Origin of the sequence: Cohnella sp. SGD-V74, from assembly GCF_003001675.1 — a bacterium.
Taxonomy (GTDB): Bacteria; Bacillota; Bacilli; order Paenibacillales; family Paenibacillaceae; genus Cohnella.
In genome coordinates this window covers 179,547-198,018 of sequence record NZ_PVYW01000010.1, presented here as the reverse complement: position 1 = coordinate 198,018, position 18,472 = coordinate 179,547, and the positions used below count along the sequence as shown (strand labels likewise).

The following is an 18,472-nucleotide window of genomic DNA, read 5'->3' as shown; positions in this document are numbered from 1 at the left end:
GCATCATCAACTATGCGGGAGGATCGATTATGGGCGGTAAAACATGGATGCGCGGAATAGGGCGCTACCCTTTTCTATATTTGCTGGCGCTGCCCGGCGTCTTGTTCGTGTTCCTGTTCAGCTACGTGCCGATGTACGGTATTCTCATCGCCTTCAAGGAGTTCAACATTCGCAAAGGCGTTCTCGGAAGCCCTTGGGTCGGCTTCAGCAACTTCGAATTTTTCTTCACGACGGACAAATTGCTGCTCGTGCTCCGCAACACCGTCTTCCTGAACCTGCTGTTCATTGCCGCCACGACTTGCTGCGCCGTCCTGCTGGCTCTTCTGCTTAACGAGATTCGGGTCAAGTGGTTCAAGCGGACCGCGCAGTCGCTCATTTTCCTGCCGTATTTCATGTCCTGGGTCGTCATCGGCATGCTCGTGCAATCGTTCCTCGGAGGCATGCATCCGACGGTGGACGGGTGGCTGGAGAGCCTCGGGATCGCGCCGCTCAACTGGTATTACGAGGCCCACCTGTGGCCCTGGATTCTGACCTTGATCCGGGTCTGGCAGGGAGCGGGCTACATGTCCATCATCTTCCTGGCCGCCGTGACCAGCTTCCCGGACGAAATCTACGAAGCGGCTCGCATCGACGGGGCTTCGAGGTTCCAGATGATGAGGCGGATTACCGTCCCTCTGCTCGTGCCGACGATCTCCATTCTGACCATTCTGGCGATCGGCAAAATATTCAACGGGGATTTCGCGATGATCTACGCGATCGTCGGCGACAACTCGATGCTGTATCCGACGACCGACGTTATCGATACGTACGTGTTCCGTTCGATGCGGGTGCTGAACGACTTCGGGATGGCCGCCGCCGTCGGATTGTTCCAATCGGTGATGGGCTTTATTTTCGTCGTGGCGGTGAACGCCCTCGTCAAGCGCTATTCGCAAGACTCCGCCCTATTCTAAGGAGGACAGAAGCAAGATGATAGCCACGAAATCGGACCGTATGATGACTGCGTTCTCTTGGGGGTTTATCACCCTTTTCGCCGCGTTCTGCCTGATTCCCTTCCTGCTCATGGTATCGGGCTCGCTGACCGACGAACAAATTCTGATCAACGAAGGCTACAGCCTGCTGCCCAAAGGCTTGAACTTCGAAGCCTACCGGATTCTGCTCCAGTCGGGCGCGCTGCTGCGCAGCTACGGCATTACGCTGTTCATTACCGCAACCGGCACGGTTCTCGGACTTCTCGTCAGCGCCAGTCTGGCTTATTCGATCGCGAACCGCCGCAACCGCCTGCGCCACGCCATCTCGTTCTACGTCTACTTCACGATGCTGTTCAACGGGGGCATGGTGCCGTTCTATATTCTGATCTCCAACTGGCTCAAGCTGTCCGACACGCTGGCCGCGCTCATTTTGCCGCTGGCGGTGCAGCCGTTCCTCGTCTTCCTGATGGTCAGCTTCTTCCGCACCGTGCCGGAAGAGCTCGAGGAGGCCGGGCGGATCGACGGGGCCGGGGAAGTCCGGATCTTCATCCAGCTCGTGCTGCCGATCTCGAAGCCGATTCTGGCAACAGTCGGGCTGTTCTACGCGCTTATCTATTGGAACGATTGGTTCATGGGCATCTTGTTCCTGAGCGAGGAAAACAAGTTCCCGCTGCAAATGATTTTAAGAAGAATGGTGTCCAACCTCGAAGCGGCGAAAAACCTTATCCCGTCGGGAGCGGGCATCGCTCTGCAAGCGCCGACGTACCAGATCCGGATGGCGACGACGCTCGTCACGATCGGGCCGATCGTGCTGCTGTACCCGGTTCTGCAGCGTTACTTCGTGAAAGGTCTGACGATCGGGTCGGTGAAGGGGTAGCTGGGGTGGAATGGGTTGGGATTGTCAACGTTGTCAGGTTAAGCTAATCCCTCGAAGAGCTATCTACAATTGCTGGCAATGGAATCACAAGAAATGGCATAGGACGATGGGATAACGTTATTGATTGGCTGACCGGCGGGTTGAAGGTGGGTTAACGTTATGGCGTAACCCTATTTCATTGGACAGAGGCGATCTCGTGGGCATAGGGAAGAGATAGCGTTATCCCATCACTCTATTGGCCGGCACCTGAGTCTGAGTCGGTCAATTAGCACTACGCCGTAACGTTATGAATTGAGCCTAAGCCCCATTCGAGCTCCAGATGTACGATCATTACGTTTAATGTTACCTCGTAAGCGATGCCCGGGCAATCCTGCCTTAATGCTTGTTAACCTGACAACAGGAATGTTTGGTGGGATTGTGCCCGCTTGACAGCGGGCACGACTTTAGTAGAACGAACCTTCGTCCCATGCATTATAGCTAGTATTCCTGGGGCCATTGTAGCCGCGACTGACAAATTTACCTTTATTGTAGGCGTTGCTGCCGTTCAGCAAAGTTGAGTTATTGTAGGCGTCGCTTCCGTTCAGCAACGTCGAGTTGTTGTAGGCGTTGCTGCTGTTCAGCAAAGTTGAGTTGTTGTAGGCGTTGCTGCCGTTCAGCAAAGTTGAGTTATTGTAGGCGTCGCTGCCGTTCAGCAACGTCAAGTTGTTGTAGGCGTCGCTGCCATTCAGCAACGTCGAGTTGTTGTAGGCGTTGCTGCCGTTCAGCAACGTCGAGTTATTGTAGGCGTTGCTGCCTCCCGACGTCGTTGCGTTGTTGTAGCCGTTGCTGCCTGTTTTGACTTTGCTGCTGCCTGTCTTCGCTTTGCTCTCTCCTGTGAAAGCAGCGCTATTGCCTGCCGGGGCGCCCCAAACCTCGTCTTCGTCGCTCGTCGTCTTGATATGGTTGTCTCCGGCAAGGGGCAGGCTTTTCCGGGAACTGCGCTCGTCCTCATCAACTACCAGCTTTTTCCCAGCCACATTGCTGATCGAACCGTAGCCAAAATATTTCTCCTGCGGCAGATCCGGGACAGGCGCGACTTCTTTGCGTTTCGCCAGCAATTCCTTCATTACGTTGCCATGCTTCGATTGCACATCGCCGCGATAATCGTAGGCGATCGGATCGTGACGCTCCGTCTTCCTGAGCAGTTCTCTGAGCATTTGGTTTTTCTGGTCGTGCGCATCGCGTATCCGTTCTTCGGCAGCATCGGGCGCATGGTTGGCATATCCGAGCAATTCCAGCGCAGACACTTGCATATTTTTCGTAAACGCCTGCCTGCTTCCCTGCATCTTAGGCATAAAATTGCCGTCGATATCGCGTCTGCGCACCTTTTTCCCCGTTGTCGAATCGACCTTGTCTTTGCCTGTCAAATAGTCCATTTCGTACTGGAATTCAGGCTTTCCTACAAACTCCACACCAAGCTGCTCAATCGGAACATTGTTGTTCTCAAGCTGTTCCACGGTCTGCACCATCTGCTTCGAACCCGGCTTGTAGTGGCCGCTTGCATCGGAAACCAACTCAATCTGTCCATCGCGAACTTGAAGCTCGCCAGCCCCGGCGATATCATCCCCGGCATTGAAGGTGGAATGATGGATTCTCTCCATCGAAGGAAGCTGCATATTTCGCAGTTCCGCTTGATGTTCCGGTTTATCTTGCAAATCTTTCAAATCCTGTTTGCGTTGGTCATGAATACGCTTGGAACGATCCGAATTTTCCTTGACTGCATCCATAGAATGAAATTCGCCCAAAGCGTTCATCGTGAAAATGTGCCGGTCTGCCTTCGCTCCCACCGTCGACGATTCTAAAGCCCCTATCGTATCCAGCGATTTGCCGTCTGTCGCGTTGATCATTTTACCCGACTTGTCGAAACCCCGGGCATAGGAGGCCCGCTGCGATTCATTCGCATAGAAGGTCGTCGAATCCAGGTCTACGCCGCGAATGCCGCCCCTGTACAGCATCTCTTTATCAAATTCGGATTCCTTGTTATTTTCCAGAGCGAATCTCGACCCCGCCGCAGCAGGCTGGAGGGATGGAGCGATCAGTCCGGACAAACTATCCTGATTAGCGTCCTCCGTATCATCATCCGAGTCGTCGTCAAAATCATCATCGTTATCCTCGAGCAAATCCTCTCTCACCCGAGCAGGAAACACACCTTGTTCCGGTGTAATAGCCCCTACCGCAGAGGAGGTCGATTTGCCGTTCGACAACTGCGGAAGCGGCGTACTGCTGCTCTTGCTGCTGCTCTTGATGTCCTCTTGGTCCCAGTCGAAGTCAAAATCGTCATCGTCATCCGACTCATCGTCGTTCTCCTTAAACGGCACATATCCCTTCGCCAGAGGCTTCGGCCCTGACGATGTCGGAGAACTGCTGCCGATATTCCAATCAAAACCGGAACTCGAGCTGCCGCCGGTCGACTCGCTGCCGTCCTCGAACGGTACATACCCTTTCGGCAGCGGCTTGGATTGCGGACTTGTCGTGGAACTGCCGCCAATATTCCAGTCAAAGCTGGAGCTGCCGCTGGTCGACTCGCTGCCGTCCTCGAACGGTACATACCCTTTCGGCAGCGGCTTGGATTGCGGGCTTGTCGTGGAACTGCCGCCCATATTCCAGTCAAAGCTGGAGCTATCGCTGGCCGACTCGCCGTCCTCATACGGCACATACCCCGGCGGCAACGGCTTCGAGGTTATCGTGGGACTGCCGCCTATATTCCAGTCAAAGCTTGAGCTGCCGCCAATCGACTCGCTGTCCTCATAAGGCACATACCCCGGCGGCAACGGCTTCGACTTCGGAGTTTCCGGTTTGTTCTCGGGAACGTTTGTGACGTTCTGCGGCTTCGGGAGCTGCTGCTTGCGATGTCCGCCGATTTGCGTCTTTATGCGGTGCGAGCCAAGGGTCGGCTTTGGCGATGTTGGTACAAACTGCTGCGTTGCCTGGTTTCCGATCGTCTGCTGCATCTCCAACACCTGCTGCATGCGGTGCCCGCCGATTGGCGATCTCGTGCGGTGCGAACCGATTATCGGTTTTTTCGACGGTTTGGCTCCAATGAAGGGCGCATTCTTCGAAGAAACGGCGTTACTGCGTTCTCTGGGCATAAGCAACCTCCGATCATCCGCATACTTGCGGTTAGTTCACGATTAGCCTGATTCAGGTCTAGTCCACCATACCCAGCGCTTGCAAGGTTCGGATAAACACGGTTGCCGCTTGCGCTCGTGTCACCTGGCCTTTCGGGTCGAACGAGTCTTCCGATATCCCCGTCATAATCCGCATCTTGATCATCAGTCGAACGTCTTCCTGATAGGCCGGATTCACGATTTCCATGTCCTTGTAGCTATCATTCGAGTTAACCTCTTTCGTTGCTGTCGGCCTCTTATCCAGAGCGACGACAGCCGCCAGCATGCTTGCCATTTCTTCACGAGTCAGCGGTTGGTCGGGATGGAAGCTCGCGCCGCTCACGAGATCAAGCAGACCAAGCTCCTTCGCCTGCGCAACAGCATCGGCATACCACGCTTCGGGCTTTACATCGACGTACGCAACCGATCCGGCCTCGGAAATACCTCTTCCTAACGACCGAACAAGCAAGGTTGCAAACTCTGCTCTGGTCACTTTTTTATCAGGAGCGTATTTCCCGTTTCCAATCCCCTCCACAAGCCCTTTTGCCGCCGCCAGATCAACAAACGACTGCGCCCAATGATTCTCCGTATCGGAAAAGCTTACTGCCTTCGATGCCCCGAAATAGATACTGTTCGTGTAAGAACGAATAGCGATATGCCACACGCCGTCCGTCTTCACCTTCTTCGCAGGGACAAATTCGAGCTTCTTGTTCGTCCCGTTATAGCGGAAAGCTCCCCATAATTCCGGCAAATCAGCCAAGCCGTTCGGCATTGGAATTAACCTCGTAAGCGCCTGATTGAATTTGTCCGCCGTGCCAACCGTCAGTCCTGTAGTCGTGTGGACAATCTCGATATGGAAATCCACCGTCGTTCCCAATACTTTTCCATTCGGCAAGGCGCTCGCGATCGTCGTTTGCAGACTCTTGTCTCCGGATTTATCCGTCAACGTAATCTTGAAGCTGACATCATCGGCTTTGAGTCGGTTCTTCGTAAGCAAGGCATCGAACTCCGGTATTAGCGAAGCCAGATTAACCGGAACTTGGTAGCGGCCGTATGGCGTTCTGATCTCCAGGTAGAAATCCGCATTCTTGGCGGCCAAGTCCGTTAAAATACTCGCCGGAATACTGACGTAGGACACGCCATTAGTCGGCGTCGCTTCAAGCGTAAAAAATGGCTTCCCAGTGTCTATGCGGGCAGGGTCCAGCTTCTGTCCGTTCAAGTCGATGACAGGCGCATTCGTGAACGCCCATCCGCCGCCTCCACCCCCTCCGCCTCCACCGGATGAAGCGCCCGATGTCGCGCGGGTGATGTCGAGCTTATATGTCTTGGTCGCACCGCCTTGCGTCGTGACAACAACCGAAATCACATTGCTTCCTTCGTTTAATGGAAGCGCAAAGGCTGCCGTCCCGCTCGTCATCGCAAACGGTCCGCCGATCTGCGTTCCAACACCGTTATAGATGCTGGTCGTTGCTGCAGCCTTGTCCGCATCGGCCACCGTCATCGTTACGGTGACATTGGCAACGGCAGCGGTTACGCTTGCGGTGTATTGGAGCGTATCCGCCCCAAACGCCGGACTTAACGTTCCGCTCGACAACGTCAGCCCGCTCAAGCTTGTTGGCTGGCTGCTTTCGGCAGCTCTCGTCACCGTTATTGTATACGTCTTCGTTGCGTTATTTTGCGCCGTCACGACGACCTTAACAACGTTATCCCCAACGCTCAGAGGAAGCGCTGCGGACGCCGTGCCGCTCAGCACCGTATGCGGCCCGCTTACGAGTGTTCCTCCACTGCTAAATACGCTGGCCGTTACTGAAGCATTGGCAGCATCCGACAAGGTCGGCGTTACGGTTATGCTGCTTACAGCATAACCTACGCCCGCCGTGTACGTGCCTGCGAACGCCGGGGTCAGCGTCCCGTTCGACAGCGTCAAATTACTCAGATCCGCATCGCTGCTTGTGCCTCTTGTTACCGTGACTGTATACATCTTCGTCGAACCGTCCTGCGCCGTTACGACAAGCGTAATTACGTTATGGCTTCCTACATTCAGCGGCAGCGCCGGAGACTCCGTACCGTTCGGCACTGCAAACGGCCCGCTAACCAGCGCTCCGCCATCGGCATACAAACTGACCGTAACCGTTGCATATACCGCATCCACTACCGTAGGCATTACCGTAACGCTCTCCACCTGATGATCCACGCTTGTCTTATACGTACCGGGCAGCAGCGATGGAATCAGCGTCCCGCTCGACAGCACCAGATCGCTCAAATCCGCATTGCTGCTCTTGGCGCGTGTAACCGTCACCGTGTAAGGTTTCTTTGTGCCGTTTTCCGCCGTAACCTCTAGAGAAATCGTATTCGTTTCTACGTTCAGCGGGAGCGGTGCGGAAGCAGTTCCGCTATTTACCGTCACGCCATTCACGGTCACTTCCGCGCTGACGTCAGCAGTCGTCGGCGTCACTGTAATGCTGCTTACGCTATTCTCGACGCTCGCCGTATAGCCGGTCGTGCCCGCCGCGAACACCGGACTCAGCGTTCCCCTCGACAATGATAATCCGCTTAAATCCGCATTCGCGCTTATCGTTCTCGTCACGTTAATCGTATAGGTCTTGGTTGTTGTTCCATTCTGCGCCGTCACAACGACCTCAATCGAGGTGACACTGCCCAAGTTGAGCGGGATCGGCAGGGATGCCGTACCGTTCGCCACCGCTGTACCGTTCACCTTCACTGCAGCCATTGCATCCGATAACGTCGGAGTGACCGTAATCTGACTCTGGCTGGCCGTTGCCGTATAGGTTGTCGTTGTCGAGATGAATGTCGGACTTAGCGTGCCGTTTGACAGCGACAACTGACTCAAATTGGCGTTGCTGCTTACTTCTCTTTTGACGATGATCGTGTACGGCCACTCTGTTACACCGTCCTCTGCTACGGCTACCACGTCAATCCTGTTATCCCCTACATCCAGATTGATGTCTCCGGACTCGGTTCCGCTTGCAACTCGCACGCCGTTTACGGTTACCGACATGAGAGAATCTGTCGTCGTTGGCGTAACGCGAATACTGCTTACCCCATTCACGACAGTTGCCGTGTAGTTGGTTGTACCGGATGCGAACACCGGGCTTAGCGTGCCGCTCGTCAGCGTAATATAACTTAAGCTCGCATCGCTCGAAGGAATGTAAGGCGTTTGCTTGCGTATTGCATGGTTGTCTGTATCAGCGATGTAAAGGTTACCGTCGTTATCCAGAGTCAACCCTGTGGGGCCCCCTAATTGTGCAGTGATCCCCGGCCCCTCATCTCCTTCATAACCACGCGCTCCCGTTCCCGCTATCGTCATAATCGAGCCGCTCGGAAGCACCTTTCTGATTCTGTTGTTACCTGTATCGGAGATATACAGATTCCCGCTGCCATCTACCGCTATGCCATTCGGTCGATTCAGTTCTGCTTCAACAGCCGGCCCCCCGTCTCCACTAAAACCAGACCCATAGGACAACGATGACCCGGCCACGGTGCTGATGATGCCGACCCCGCTCGAATAATCTACTTTCCGTATCCGACTGTTAAATGTATCTGCGATAAATAAACTCCCTTGACTGTCTATTGCTATTGCACTCGGGTAGTGTAACTCAGCCTCGACAGCAGGACCTCCATCCCCACGTAATGTGCCATCACCCGCACCCGCTACCGTAGTGATGATACCGACCCCGCTCGAGAAATCTATTTTACGTATCCTGTGATTGTTTGTATCCGCGATATACAGATTGCCGTCATATATCGCCAACCCACCTGGGCTGTATAGTTTAGCGTTAATTGCAGGATCTCCATCTCCCGAAAAGCCGCCAGATCCCGTCCCCGCTATCGTAGAGATTGTGGCAGGCTCGCTCGTAAAATCTACTTTACGTATCCGGTGGTTATATTTATCAGCGATATACAAATTGCCGTCATCGTCCACCGCCACTCCTGTCGGATTGCTCAGTCCTGCGTCAAGGGCGGAGCCACCATCTCCCAACTCGCCAAGGTAATCCCCCCTGCCGGCGACGGTGCTGATATTCCCGCTCGCATCGACCTTCCTGATCTTGTTGTTGCCCGTATCGGCAATATACAGATTCCCGAGGCTGTCCATCGCAACTGCCGACGGAGAGTCCAATTCTGCAGCGACAGCCGGACCTCCGTCACCCTCATCGCCATAGTTTCCGCCGGCTACAGTGTCAATCACGCCCCCGGTTCCCGCATAAGCACGATCATTGCCGAATGGCGCCAGTCCCGTAAACAATCCCGCAATCAATATGCACACTGTAAATTGCGCCATCTTGCGACGAAATTCAAACCCCATGGTTATTCTTTCCTTCCCATTCCTATTAATCGCTTCTAGGAACGAATATAGCATTGGGAGATAATCGATATTCTTAATGAAATCTTAAAAGATTCGTCGATCGTTCAACCTTGGCACCAACGAATCGCTTCCTCAGATCCTTTAAGATTCTATTAAGGGTGTTAGGACGGAACGGTTAATATAATTGTCTGATAGAGAAGCTATTTTCCGGAAAGGAAGTCTGATGATGGAACGAACGATCAAGCGCAGGATGTCGAAGCGGATCAAGATAGGAATGACCCTTCTACTATTATGGTCATGTGCCGTATCCGCCCTTATTCCCGCAGAATCAGCCTCCGCGGCGCCGATTGATCCAATCAAGACGAAGGCCATATATGTAAGAGAAGACGTTGTCGTGGCCATAAAAACAGACGGCACCCTCGCAATTTGGGGAAATCTCAATCAGCAAAGGAACATTCCGGCGGGACTGACCGATGTCGTATCTGTAGCGATAGGCAAGAGTCATGTTCTAGCCTTACAGGGAAATGGCAACGTCGTAGGTTGGGGAGATAATATGTATGGTCAACGCAGCATTCCGGCGGAAGCGACGAATGTCATCGCCATTGCCGCAGCCAATGACCATTCCTTAGCCCTGAGAGCGGACGGCACAGTCGTCTCTTGGGGACGCGACGCCCATAACGTAATAACGAATTTACCCGCAGATTTGACCGATGTCGTTGCCATTGCCACCGGTCTCGGCCATTCCTTAGCTCTGAAGAGGAACGGAAGCATCGTCGGTTGGGGGAATGATCCTTACGGCAATCTGAACGTTCCGGTGGAGGCGACGAATGTCATCGCGATCGCTTCGTCCGACGCTCATTCCTTAGCCCTGAAGGAAGATGGTACCGTCGTCGCCTGGGGGGTGAACGGCGATGGGCAAGCGACTGTGCCAGCAGGGTTAACCGATGTCATCGCAATCGCTGCTGGCGATAACACATCCCTTGCCTTGAAATCGGATGGCACCGTCGTCGCTTGGGGGGATAACAGACTAGGTCAAGCGGATGTCCCTGCAGGTCTAACCCAAGTGACCTCTGTTGCAGGGGGACGCAGCCACAGCTTGGCGTTAAAATCGGACGGCACCCTGGTGAAGTGGGGCGGAACAAACAATTATTTTGACGTTCCGGGCAGCGCGAACCTGAACGGACTGACCGTGGATGAGGGCATGCTGTCCCCGTCGTTCACTTCATCCGGAACCTCCTATACCCAGTACGTCGGAGCATCGGTCACTGGCTTCCGCCTAACCGCTACGCTATCCAGCAGTTCCTATCAAGCGCTGTATATCAACGACCAGTTGCAGACCAGCGGCAGCCCGGCAACGATCGTTATGCCAGACTCCTCAACCACTGTCAGAGTTCGCGTAGAACCCTACTTTCTGCCGGCCAAAACCTACACGATAACCGTATGGAGAGACTCCACTTTGCCGAGTATCCAGTTTTCCGCGAACGGCAGCGACGAACCCTCAAGAACGATTGGAGTCAATTTCGTTACAGTCAGCGATTCAGAAAGCGGATTGGATACCGCCTCGCTGCAATATGTCTGGTCTCAATCCACTTCCGCTCCCGCAGCGGCATCCGAATGGACGGACTTCTCGCTCCTTCCTTCGCAGGATATGTCCGCTCCAATTGTGAAATCCGACGGGGACGGGTATTGGTACTTGCACGTTCGAGCCAAGGATCTCGCGGGTAACTCGAGAACAGTCACCTCCAGTTCGTTCCTGCTCGACAACACGCCGCCGGCGATCGATATCACGATGAAGAAGGCGGACGATACCCCCTATTCGGAAAGTAACTGGACGAATCAGAATGTGATCGTATCTGCTGCAGTGACGGACGCCACCAGTGTGACTTCGGTTACGTATTCGACCAATGGCGGCACGGCGTGGTATCCGTACACCGTTCCTTTCCAGTTGCAGGGGGACGGTGTCTATAACGTGAAAATCAAGGCACTAGATGCGGTTGGAAATGAAAACACCGTATCTCGTACTGCCCAGATCAGCAAGAGCGGGTTGGAGTTGACGCCGACAATGAAGAAGGCGGCGGATGGCAGCGACTATATGAGCGGAGAATGGACGAACAGCGATGTCCATGTGAGCGCCAAAGCCGAATGGGGAGTTAGCGGCCTGCTGGCCTTGACGTATGCGCTTGATGGCGCGGCGGAGCAAAACTACTCGAATGAGAGCCTGATTCCGTTTGCCGCGTCAGGTATGCACACGATCGCGTTCAAGCTGACGGATCATGCGGGCAACAGCTTGAGCGCTCCGCTGGCGGTGAACATCGACAAGACCGCCCCTACCGCCGATTGGAGTGAGAACGGCCGGGAAGCGTGGTCGCAAATAGCCAGAACCGTTGTCACGATCAACGACACCGGCGGCAGCGATATTGTCGATGCTGCGCTGAAATATGCCTGGACGACAGAGGCGACGGCTCCGACAGCGGGTTGGACCCCGTTCGATAACGGAGCCGAGTTGATCAAAGCCGATGGAGATGGAGACTGGTACTTGCATCTGCAAGCGCAGGATCGGGCCGGCAATGCGTTGACTGCTGCAGCGGCGGTGTCAAACCGCTTCCGCTTGGATAATACGAGGCCATCGATCGACCTGATCATGTCGACAGCGGCTGGCGAACCCTATGCGGACAGCAATTGGACGAACCAAGACGTAGCGATTGCCGCGATAGCAACGGACGCGAGCAGCGGTGTCCAATCGCTCTCTTATTCTCTCGACGGCGGCGCGACATGGGAGGACTATACGGCTCCCCTCGTGCTGCAAGAGGAAGGCGCCCATGTTGCGACGTTCAAAGCTGTCGATGCGTTAGGCCATGAAGCGATTGAACAACGTTCGGTGAACATCGATAGGACAGCCCCGGTGATTACGCTTAACGGTTCGTCCAGCATGAATCTGACACAAGGCAGAGCCTACGTCGAAGCAGGAGCGACGGCGACCGATGCCGGGGGCTCGGGAGTTGCGACTGAGGTGGCGGTGACCGGAGCGGTGAATACGAATACGGTCGGCACCTATAGCTTGCAATATAACGTACGCGACTTTGCGGGCAATACGGCGGCAGAGACGGTACGTACGGTGAGGGTCGTTTCGCCACCGGGCGGTGGAGGCGGTTCGACGCCGGAGCCGATCGCGACGAATCTGCTGATCGATCTGAACGGAGAGCCGTTTGACCCGGCCGATATCGACATCTCCAAGCCGTCTGTCACGCTCGAAATCGAACCCAAAAACGGAACCGCTTATGCGAGTATACCGCTCAATGTAATGACAAGCCTTGCGGACAAGAACGCCGCCTTCTACATCGAGATCAAGACGCCTTACGGAAGCTATCGCATTCCGGTTAATCTGGCGTCGCTTATCCCGGAGCTGGCAAGCTGGCTGGCTGCAAATCATCTCCAGGCTGAGGATATCAGCTTCAAGATCACCTTAACCGACAAGTCCGGCGATAAGACGCTGCAAGCTGCATTGGCGAATGGGTTGCCGAAGGGCAAAATAATCGGCGCGATCGTCGATTATCATCTGGAGATCGTGAATACGAAGACAGGCGCGACGATCGGGACGGCGAATCAGTTCAGCAAAGCGCTGACCCGGCTGATTCCGCTGCCGAGGAACGTGACAACGATGCCGCAGCAGTGGGGTGCATTCCGCTACAACGACAAGACGCAGAAATTCGAATTTGTCCCCGCTCGGATGGAGCGGATCGAAGGCGTCGGGTATGTAACGATCAGCTCGTATTCTAACAGCGTATACGTTGCAGCGGAAAATGCCGTGAGCTTCGCCGATGTACAAAAAGGTTGGGCGCAGCCGTTCGTTGAACTGGCCGCAGCCAAAGGACTTGTCGAAGGGGTGGGAGGCGGACGGTACGACCCTGGCAAGTCTGTGACGAGAGCGGAGTTTACCGTGATGCTCGTTCGTGCGCTCGGCCGCGGCGGCGCATCGGCCAACGACGGCGCGACATCGGCTGGCGGCAATGTGCCTTATCGCGACATTGGAGCCGGCGCTTGGTACGCGGACGCTGTGGCGGAAGCTAAAGCGCTTGGATTGCTGGACTTCGCTAAGGGGGACAGCTTCAAACCGAATCAGCCGCTGACTCGCGAGGAGATGGCGAGTATGCTGACTGCGGCGATCCGGCTGGAGAAGCCGACGATGGCGCAAAACGCGAGCGATACGAGCCTGCAAGGATTCAAGGATATCGGAAGCGTGAGCGCGCCCGATCTGCAGAACATTCATTTGATGACGAAACTTCGCATTATGACGGGGACCAGCGAAACAACGTTTAGCCCCAAGGGCGCTACGACACGCGCGCAGGCGGCAACTGTATTCATTCGAATACTGAAAGCACTTGGCTCGATCGATTAAAGCAGCGCACGAACAGACCGCAAATCGAATGAGCTGCAATTCGTCACGTTCCTCGCAACCGCACGAGGAAATAGCGAACAGGAAGAGGGTTGCCCTGAAGCTGGTCTGTCACAGCTTTCAGGGCAACCCTCTTATTGCTTCAATAGATTATTCAGTCGATCATGCCCAGCGCCTGCAGCGTACGAACGAATACGGCCGCCGCCTGCGCGCGTGTCGTTACGCCATTAGGACTGAACATCGTCTTGCTCGTTCCGTTCATAATCTGAAGCTTTGTTACCAAGCGAATATTCTCCAGATCGGACGTGTCCAAGCTTCCGATATCTCTGTAATTCCCCAGACTCCCTCCGTTTGAAGTTATCGTCGGCTGCTCCAGCCGGATCACCGCCGCCAGCATGCTCGCCATCTCCTCGCGGGTCAGCGCCTGATTGGGCTTGAAGCTGCCGCCCTTAGCGAAGTCCAGCAACCCAAGCGCCTTCGCTTTCGCCACAGCGCTTGAGTACCAAGTACCAGCTCCAACATCGCTATAGGAGGCGGTGCTGCCATTGGCCGATGCACCGCCGCGTCCCAGCGCTCGAACGAGCATGACGGTAAACTCCGCTCTCGTCACCGCCTTGCCCGGATCATAACGTTCGCCGCCCACGCCTTCGACAAGCCCCTTGGCCGCCGCCAGCTCCACATACGACTTCGCCCAATGCTTCTCCTGCACATCGGCAAAGCTCACGGCATTTTCCGCAACCACATAGGTGCTATTGGAATAAGATCTGATCAGTGCGTACCACACGCCATCCAGCTTCACAGCTTTGGCAGGGACAAACTCAAATTTCTTCGTCGTCCCGTTGTAACGAAATGCGCCCCATTGCTCCGGCATGGCTGTCACATTCTGAGGCATCGGGATAATACGGGTAATCGCCTGCGAGAATTGATCCGCTGTGCCGACCGCCTGGCCCGTCTTCGTATTCACGATCTCCAGATGGTAATCGACCATCGCGCCCAACGCTTTGCCATTCGGCAACTTGCTCGCCAACGCAGCTTGCAGTGCCGCGTCGCCGGACTTATCCGTCAAGCTGATCTTGAAGCTAACCTCTTCGACTGTGAGGTTGTTCTTCGCCAGCAGTTCCTTCAATCCCGGTATGAGCGACGAGAGATTAACCGGAATTTGATAGCTCCCGTAAGGCGTCTTGATCTCAATGATGAAGGAGGCGTTCTGATCCGCGAAGCTTGCCAACAAGCTTACGGGTATGCTGGCATAGGCCAATCCGTCCCTCGGCTCCACTTCCAGCGTCACCGACGGTTTGGACGTGTCGATGCCGGTCGGGTCAAACGGCTTGCCGTTCAGATCGATCTCCGGCTTCGTCACAGTCGGTACTGAGCCGCCACCGCCGCCCGTGCCGGTTCCTGTTCCCGGCGTCGGCGCGGCATCAGCCAGCGTAAAGCTGATGGTATAGTCCTTGAAGGTTACCTCATCCTCGGCAGTAACCTGCACCGTTGCGCTTCCGGGCAGGGACGCCGCTTGCGTGATGGTTACGCCAGCCTTTCTATCGTCTGCGTCTGCGCCTACTGTTGCCGCCATACTGCCGGGCAGAGTACCATAAGGCAGTTCTACGTGATAGGTAAGCACATCAGGGGCAAAATCGGTTATCCTGCTGCCGCCTACAGTCAGAATACTCAGGTCGGCGTTGCTTCCGGGCGTGTAATTCCTTACGACATCCAGAGTAAGCTCGGCAGAATTTCCTTGATCGAAGAAAATCGTAAAGCGCACTTCGTCCCCTTCGCTGAAACTCTGCGCCGCAAGATAGCTGTCTTTGATGGTCAGCACATCTCCACTCACACTATAGTCGGCAGTCGTTGCCAGCAGCACATGGCCATAGACCACATTCGTTACGCTAGTTGCACTGTTCCAAGTAATTTTGGCGCTTATATCGCCGGGGAAATCCAGATCGTATCTTACAGCTTTCGGACTGATCGTTGCCGAGCTGATAATCGGTGAATTCTCGTCGGGAATAACGGTCGTATCGTTGACCGTAATCGTCAGTGCCTGATCCGCTCCCGCATTAAACGAGAATATCAAGCTGGTTGTGCCGATCGGCTGTGTCGCCAGATAGCTTTTGGAGATCATCACCGTGTTTCCCAAGACCGTGTAGTCGGTGTTTCGCACAAGCTCCTCTGATCCATTGCGAATGCCGGTTAAGGTATTGCCGTTCAGCGACAGCGTTATTGCGATATCCGTTTGCGCAGTCGTATTTTTATCGAAATCGGCTGTACTCGGGCTGATCGTGCTGTTCAGCGCCGAATTATCCAGCACGAAGCGCTCGGATACCGCGTGAACCTCATTGCCCGCCGCATCCTTCCCTTGAACATGCAAATACCATTCTCCGTCCACACCGTCTTTCTTTAGCTCACTGCCATTACTCAACAACTGCCAACCATCCGTTGGTTTAGTCGTGTTGCTTTGCGTCCATACATATTCCAGCGTAGCGTTCACCAGACCGCTGCCGCCAGCGTCATAGACCGTTGCCGTTACCGAAGCTGCCCGCGCAGATGTTCCGTTACCATCCGGACTGAAGGCAACCGTTGGCGGCGTCTTATCGATATTGATCGCAAGCGGGATGCTTAAGCTATTATCAAGCGAATCTATCACCCTGAACACGACCGTGTTCATTCCTGATTGGAAGAACGTGGCATCCGCACCAAAATTCAATTCCGGATCTCCGTTCAACGACCACTTGATAATGGGAGGGCCGTTTTCCAGAGCTTCTGCCGTAGCGCGCACCTTAACGCTTCCATTCGTCCATTCCCCGCTCTTATAGGCGTCGCCATCCGATCCATCCGGATTTACCTTATTCATCGTGGGCGTCAGCTTGAAGTTCCCCTTGCTGATGTTTACAGTGCGACTCTCGAGTTTCACATTGCCGATTGCATCGCTCGCTTGGAAAATGATCGTATGAACCCCGGATTCGGTCAGAGTGACCGGATCAAGATCAGAATAATCCGTCCATGTCTTGCCCCCGTCAAGCGTATACTTAAAGGTTGCGATGCCGCTTAGCGAATCTGTCGCTGCGGCGGTTATAACCACGTTCTTGCCTGTCCACGTATTCTCCGGATAAACGGCATTGTCGTCCTCCGTCTTCATCGTCACGCTGACCACGGGCGGCGAGTTATCAATCAAGAATGGCGCTGAAGTTTTGCTCGCCGAATTCCCTGCATAATCTCTGGCCCGGACGTGCAAATACCAGTTCCCATCCGCGCCGGTGTGCGTAAATTGCGCGAGTTGCGTGGCTGGAAGGAGAGAGAAACCGGCCCATCCGCCAGAGGGAGCCGACGGCAATTGCGACCAAACATATTCCAGCGTAGACGCATCGATACCGCTCGTCGCATCCGTGACCTGAACAGCGGTCGTAATCGTTCTTAACGGCACAGCGCTGCCATCAGGGTCAAAGTGGATAACAGGCGGCTCCCGATCGCGAGATACCGTTAGCGTATACGTCTTGGGCGCCTTCATATACGGTTCCACGCGAACCTTGATCACGGCTCCGGTAGGCGGAACCGTAACAGCGACCGTCTGGCCGCTTGGTTGCAGTTGATCATTAATATAGAGTGCGGAATAAGTGGAATCTCTCAAATCCGCCTTGATATGAACGCTCGACACCCCTGGGGCAATGTCATAGTGATAGGAAGTCACTGATGGAGAAAATGTCTGGGAAGGCGCGCCTTCCGCAACCGTCAAGCCGATTAATTCGTTGTTGCCCGGCACAGAGGTTTGCGAGCCCCAACTGACGACGGTTCCGTCGCTCTTCAATGCCAGGGAATGGTTGACACCCGCCGATATCGCAACTACGTCGTTCAGTCCGACAGGGGGTGTTGCTTTTCCATTCCTGTTATCCCCCCAACCGACAACCGTGCCATTCCGTTTCAACGCCAAGGCGTGCTCACGATTGGCCGATATCGCAACGACATCGTTCAGTCCTGCAGGTACGTTGATTATCCCGTTCCCGTTATATTCCTTCCCCCAAGCGACAACCGTGCCGTTCGACTTTAACGCCAAGGCATACATGTATCCGGCATCAATCGCAACCACACCGGACAAACCGGCAGGCATACTCGTCGCCCCCGATCCGTTCGTTCCCCAATCGACGACCGTGCCGTTATATTTCAAAGCCATCGAATAATAAGTGCCTGCGGCTACTTTAGTAACGCTGCTTTTCGCCGCATCCGGGATCGTCGATTGTCCATTGCCATTAAGCCCCCATCCGATTACCTCGCCAGCGCCCGGCAGAATCGACGTTTCCCTGACCGTCAAGGTGTGATTGCCTGCCGCCGCCATGGAGATGACCCTGTTCAGACCGGGAGGGACATTGGTCTCGCCTGCGTCGTTGCCTCCCCACACCACAACCGTGCCGTTTGATTTGCGAGCCATCAAGATGGTGTCCTTCGCATAAACTTCGACCACGTCCTTCAGCCCCGCAGGAGGCTTGGCCCAACCGTCGACCTGGGTTCCCCATACGATGACGGTGCCGTCCGATTTTAAAGCGATGGAATTATTCTCAGCGGCTGCGATCTGAGTCACTTTAACCGCAGCGGGCAAAGCCGCATCTGCCGGATTCGCAATAGGGACAGCGCACAGCCACCCCAGAATGACAGCCATCCATATGTTGATCCACTTTATATTCGTTCTTTTATGCTTACGTAAGCGTTCCATATAGCCTAGCTCCTTTCCTGCACAAGGTATTAGCGTAGAATGATGTAGATTCGCGGCAACTTCCA

7 protein-coding genes and 1 pseudogene are annotated in these 18,472 nt (G+C 54.8%); 5 read left to right on the top strand and 3 right to left on the bottom strand.

Features of this window, described 5'->3' with window-relative positions; genetic code table 11:
- Positions 1–29: 29 nt before the first annotated feature.
- Positions 30–950 carry an ABC transporter permease gene (locus B0G52_RS16770; protein WP_094046326.1) on the top strand — a complete coding sequence of 307 codons (921 nt, stop codon included), beginning with the start codon at positions 30–32 and terminating at the stop codon, positions 948–950.
- A gap of 16 nt (positions 951–966) precedes the next feature.
- A complete protein-coding gene (locus B0G52_RS16765) occupies positions 967–1,845 on the top strand; it encodes a carbohydrate ABC transporter permease (RefSeq protein WP_233162744.1) in 879 nt (292 codons plus the stop codon).
- A 443-nt stretch (positions 1,846–2,288) separates the two neighbouring features.
- On the opposite strand, the gene B0G52_RS35285 is transcribed toward B0G52_RS16765, so the two are convergent.
- The gene (locus tag B0G52_RS35285; protein ID WP_143762575.1) at positions 2,289–4,004 is read right to left on the bottom strand and encodes a hypothetical protein; all 1,716 of its coding nucleotides are present in this window, start codon (positions 4,002–4,004) and stop codon (positions 2,289–2,291) included.
- Between the two features lie 70 nt (positions 4,005–4,074).
- Between B0G52_RS35285 and B0G52_RS35280 the strand changes: the two genes are divergently transcribed.
- A complete protein-coding gene (locus B0G52_RS35280; protein WP_143762574.1) occupies positions 4,075–4,635 on the top strand; it encodes a hypothetical protein in 561 nt (186 codons plus the stop codon).
- Positions 4,636–5,031: 396 nt separating this feature from the next.
- Here B0G52_RS35280 and B0G52_RS16755 read toward each other — a convergent pair whose 3' ends face one another.
- Complete coding sequence (locus B0G52_RS16755; RefSeq protein WP_158223741.1) at positions 5,032–9,315, bottom strand: cadherin-like beta sandwich domain-containing protein; 4,284 nt, start codon at positions 9,313–9,315, stop codon at positions 5,032–5,034.
- 223 nt (positions 9,316–9,538) lie between these two features.
- On the opposite strand from B0G52_RS16755, the pseudogene B0G52_RS36640 reads away from it, so the two are divergent.
- Positions 9,539–9,868: pseudogene (locus tag B0G52_RS36640) on the top strand (hypothetical protein); the annotation flags it as partial.
- Positions 9,869–13,711 (top strand): OmpL47-type beta-barrel domain-containing protein, encoded by a 3,843-nt coding sequence (locus B0G52_RS16750; RefSeq protein WP_233162742.1) that lies wholly within the window; start codon positions 9,869–9,871, stop codon positions 13,709–13,711.
- Positions 13,712–13,862: 151 nt separating this feature from the next.
- On the opposite strand, the gene B0G52_RS16745 is transcribed toward B0G52_RS16750, so the two are convergent.
- Positions 13,863–18,407 carry a X2-like carbohydrate binding domain-containing protein gene (locus B0G52_RS16745; RefSeq protein WP_158223739.1) on the bottom strand — a complete coding sequence of 1,515 codons (4,545 nt, stop codon included), beginning with the start codon at positions 18,405–18,407 and terminating at the stop codon, positions 13,863–13,865.
- Positions 18,408–18,472 lie beyond the last annotated feature (65 nt).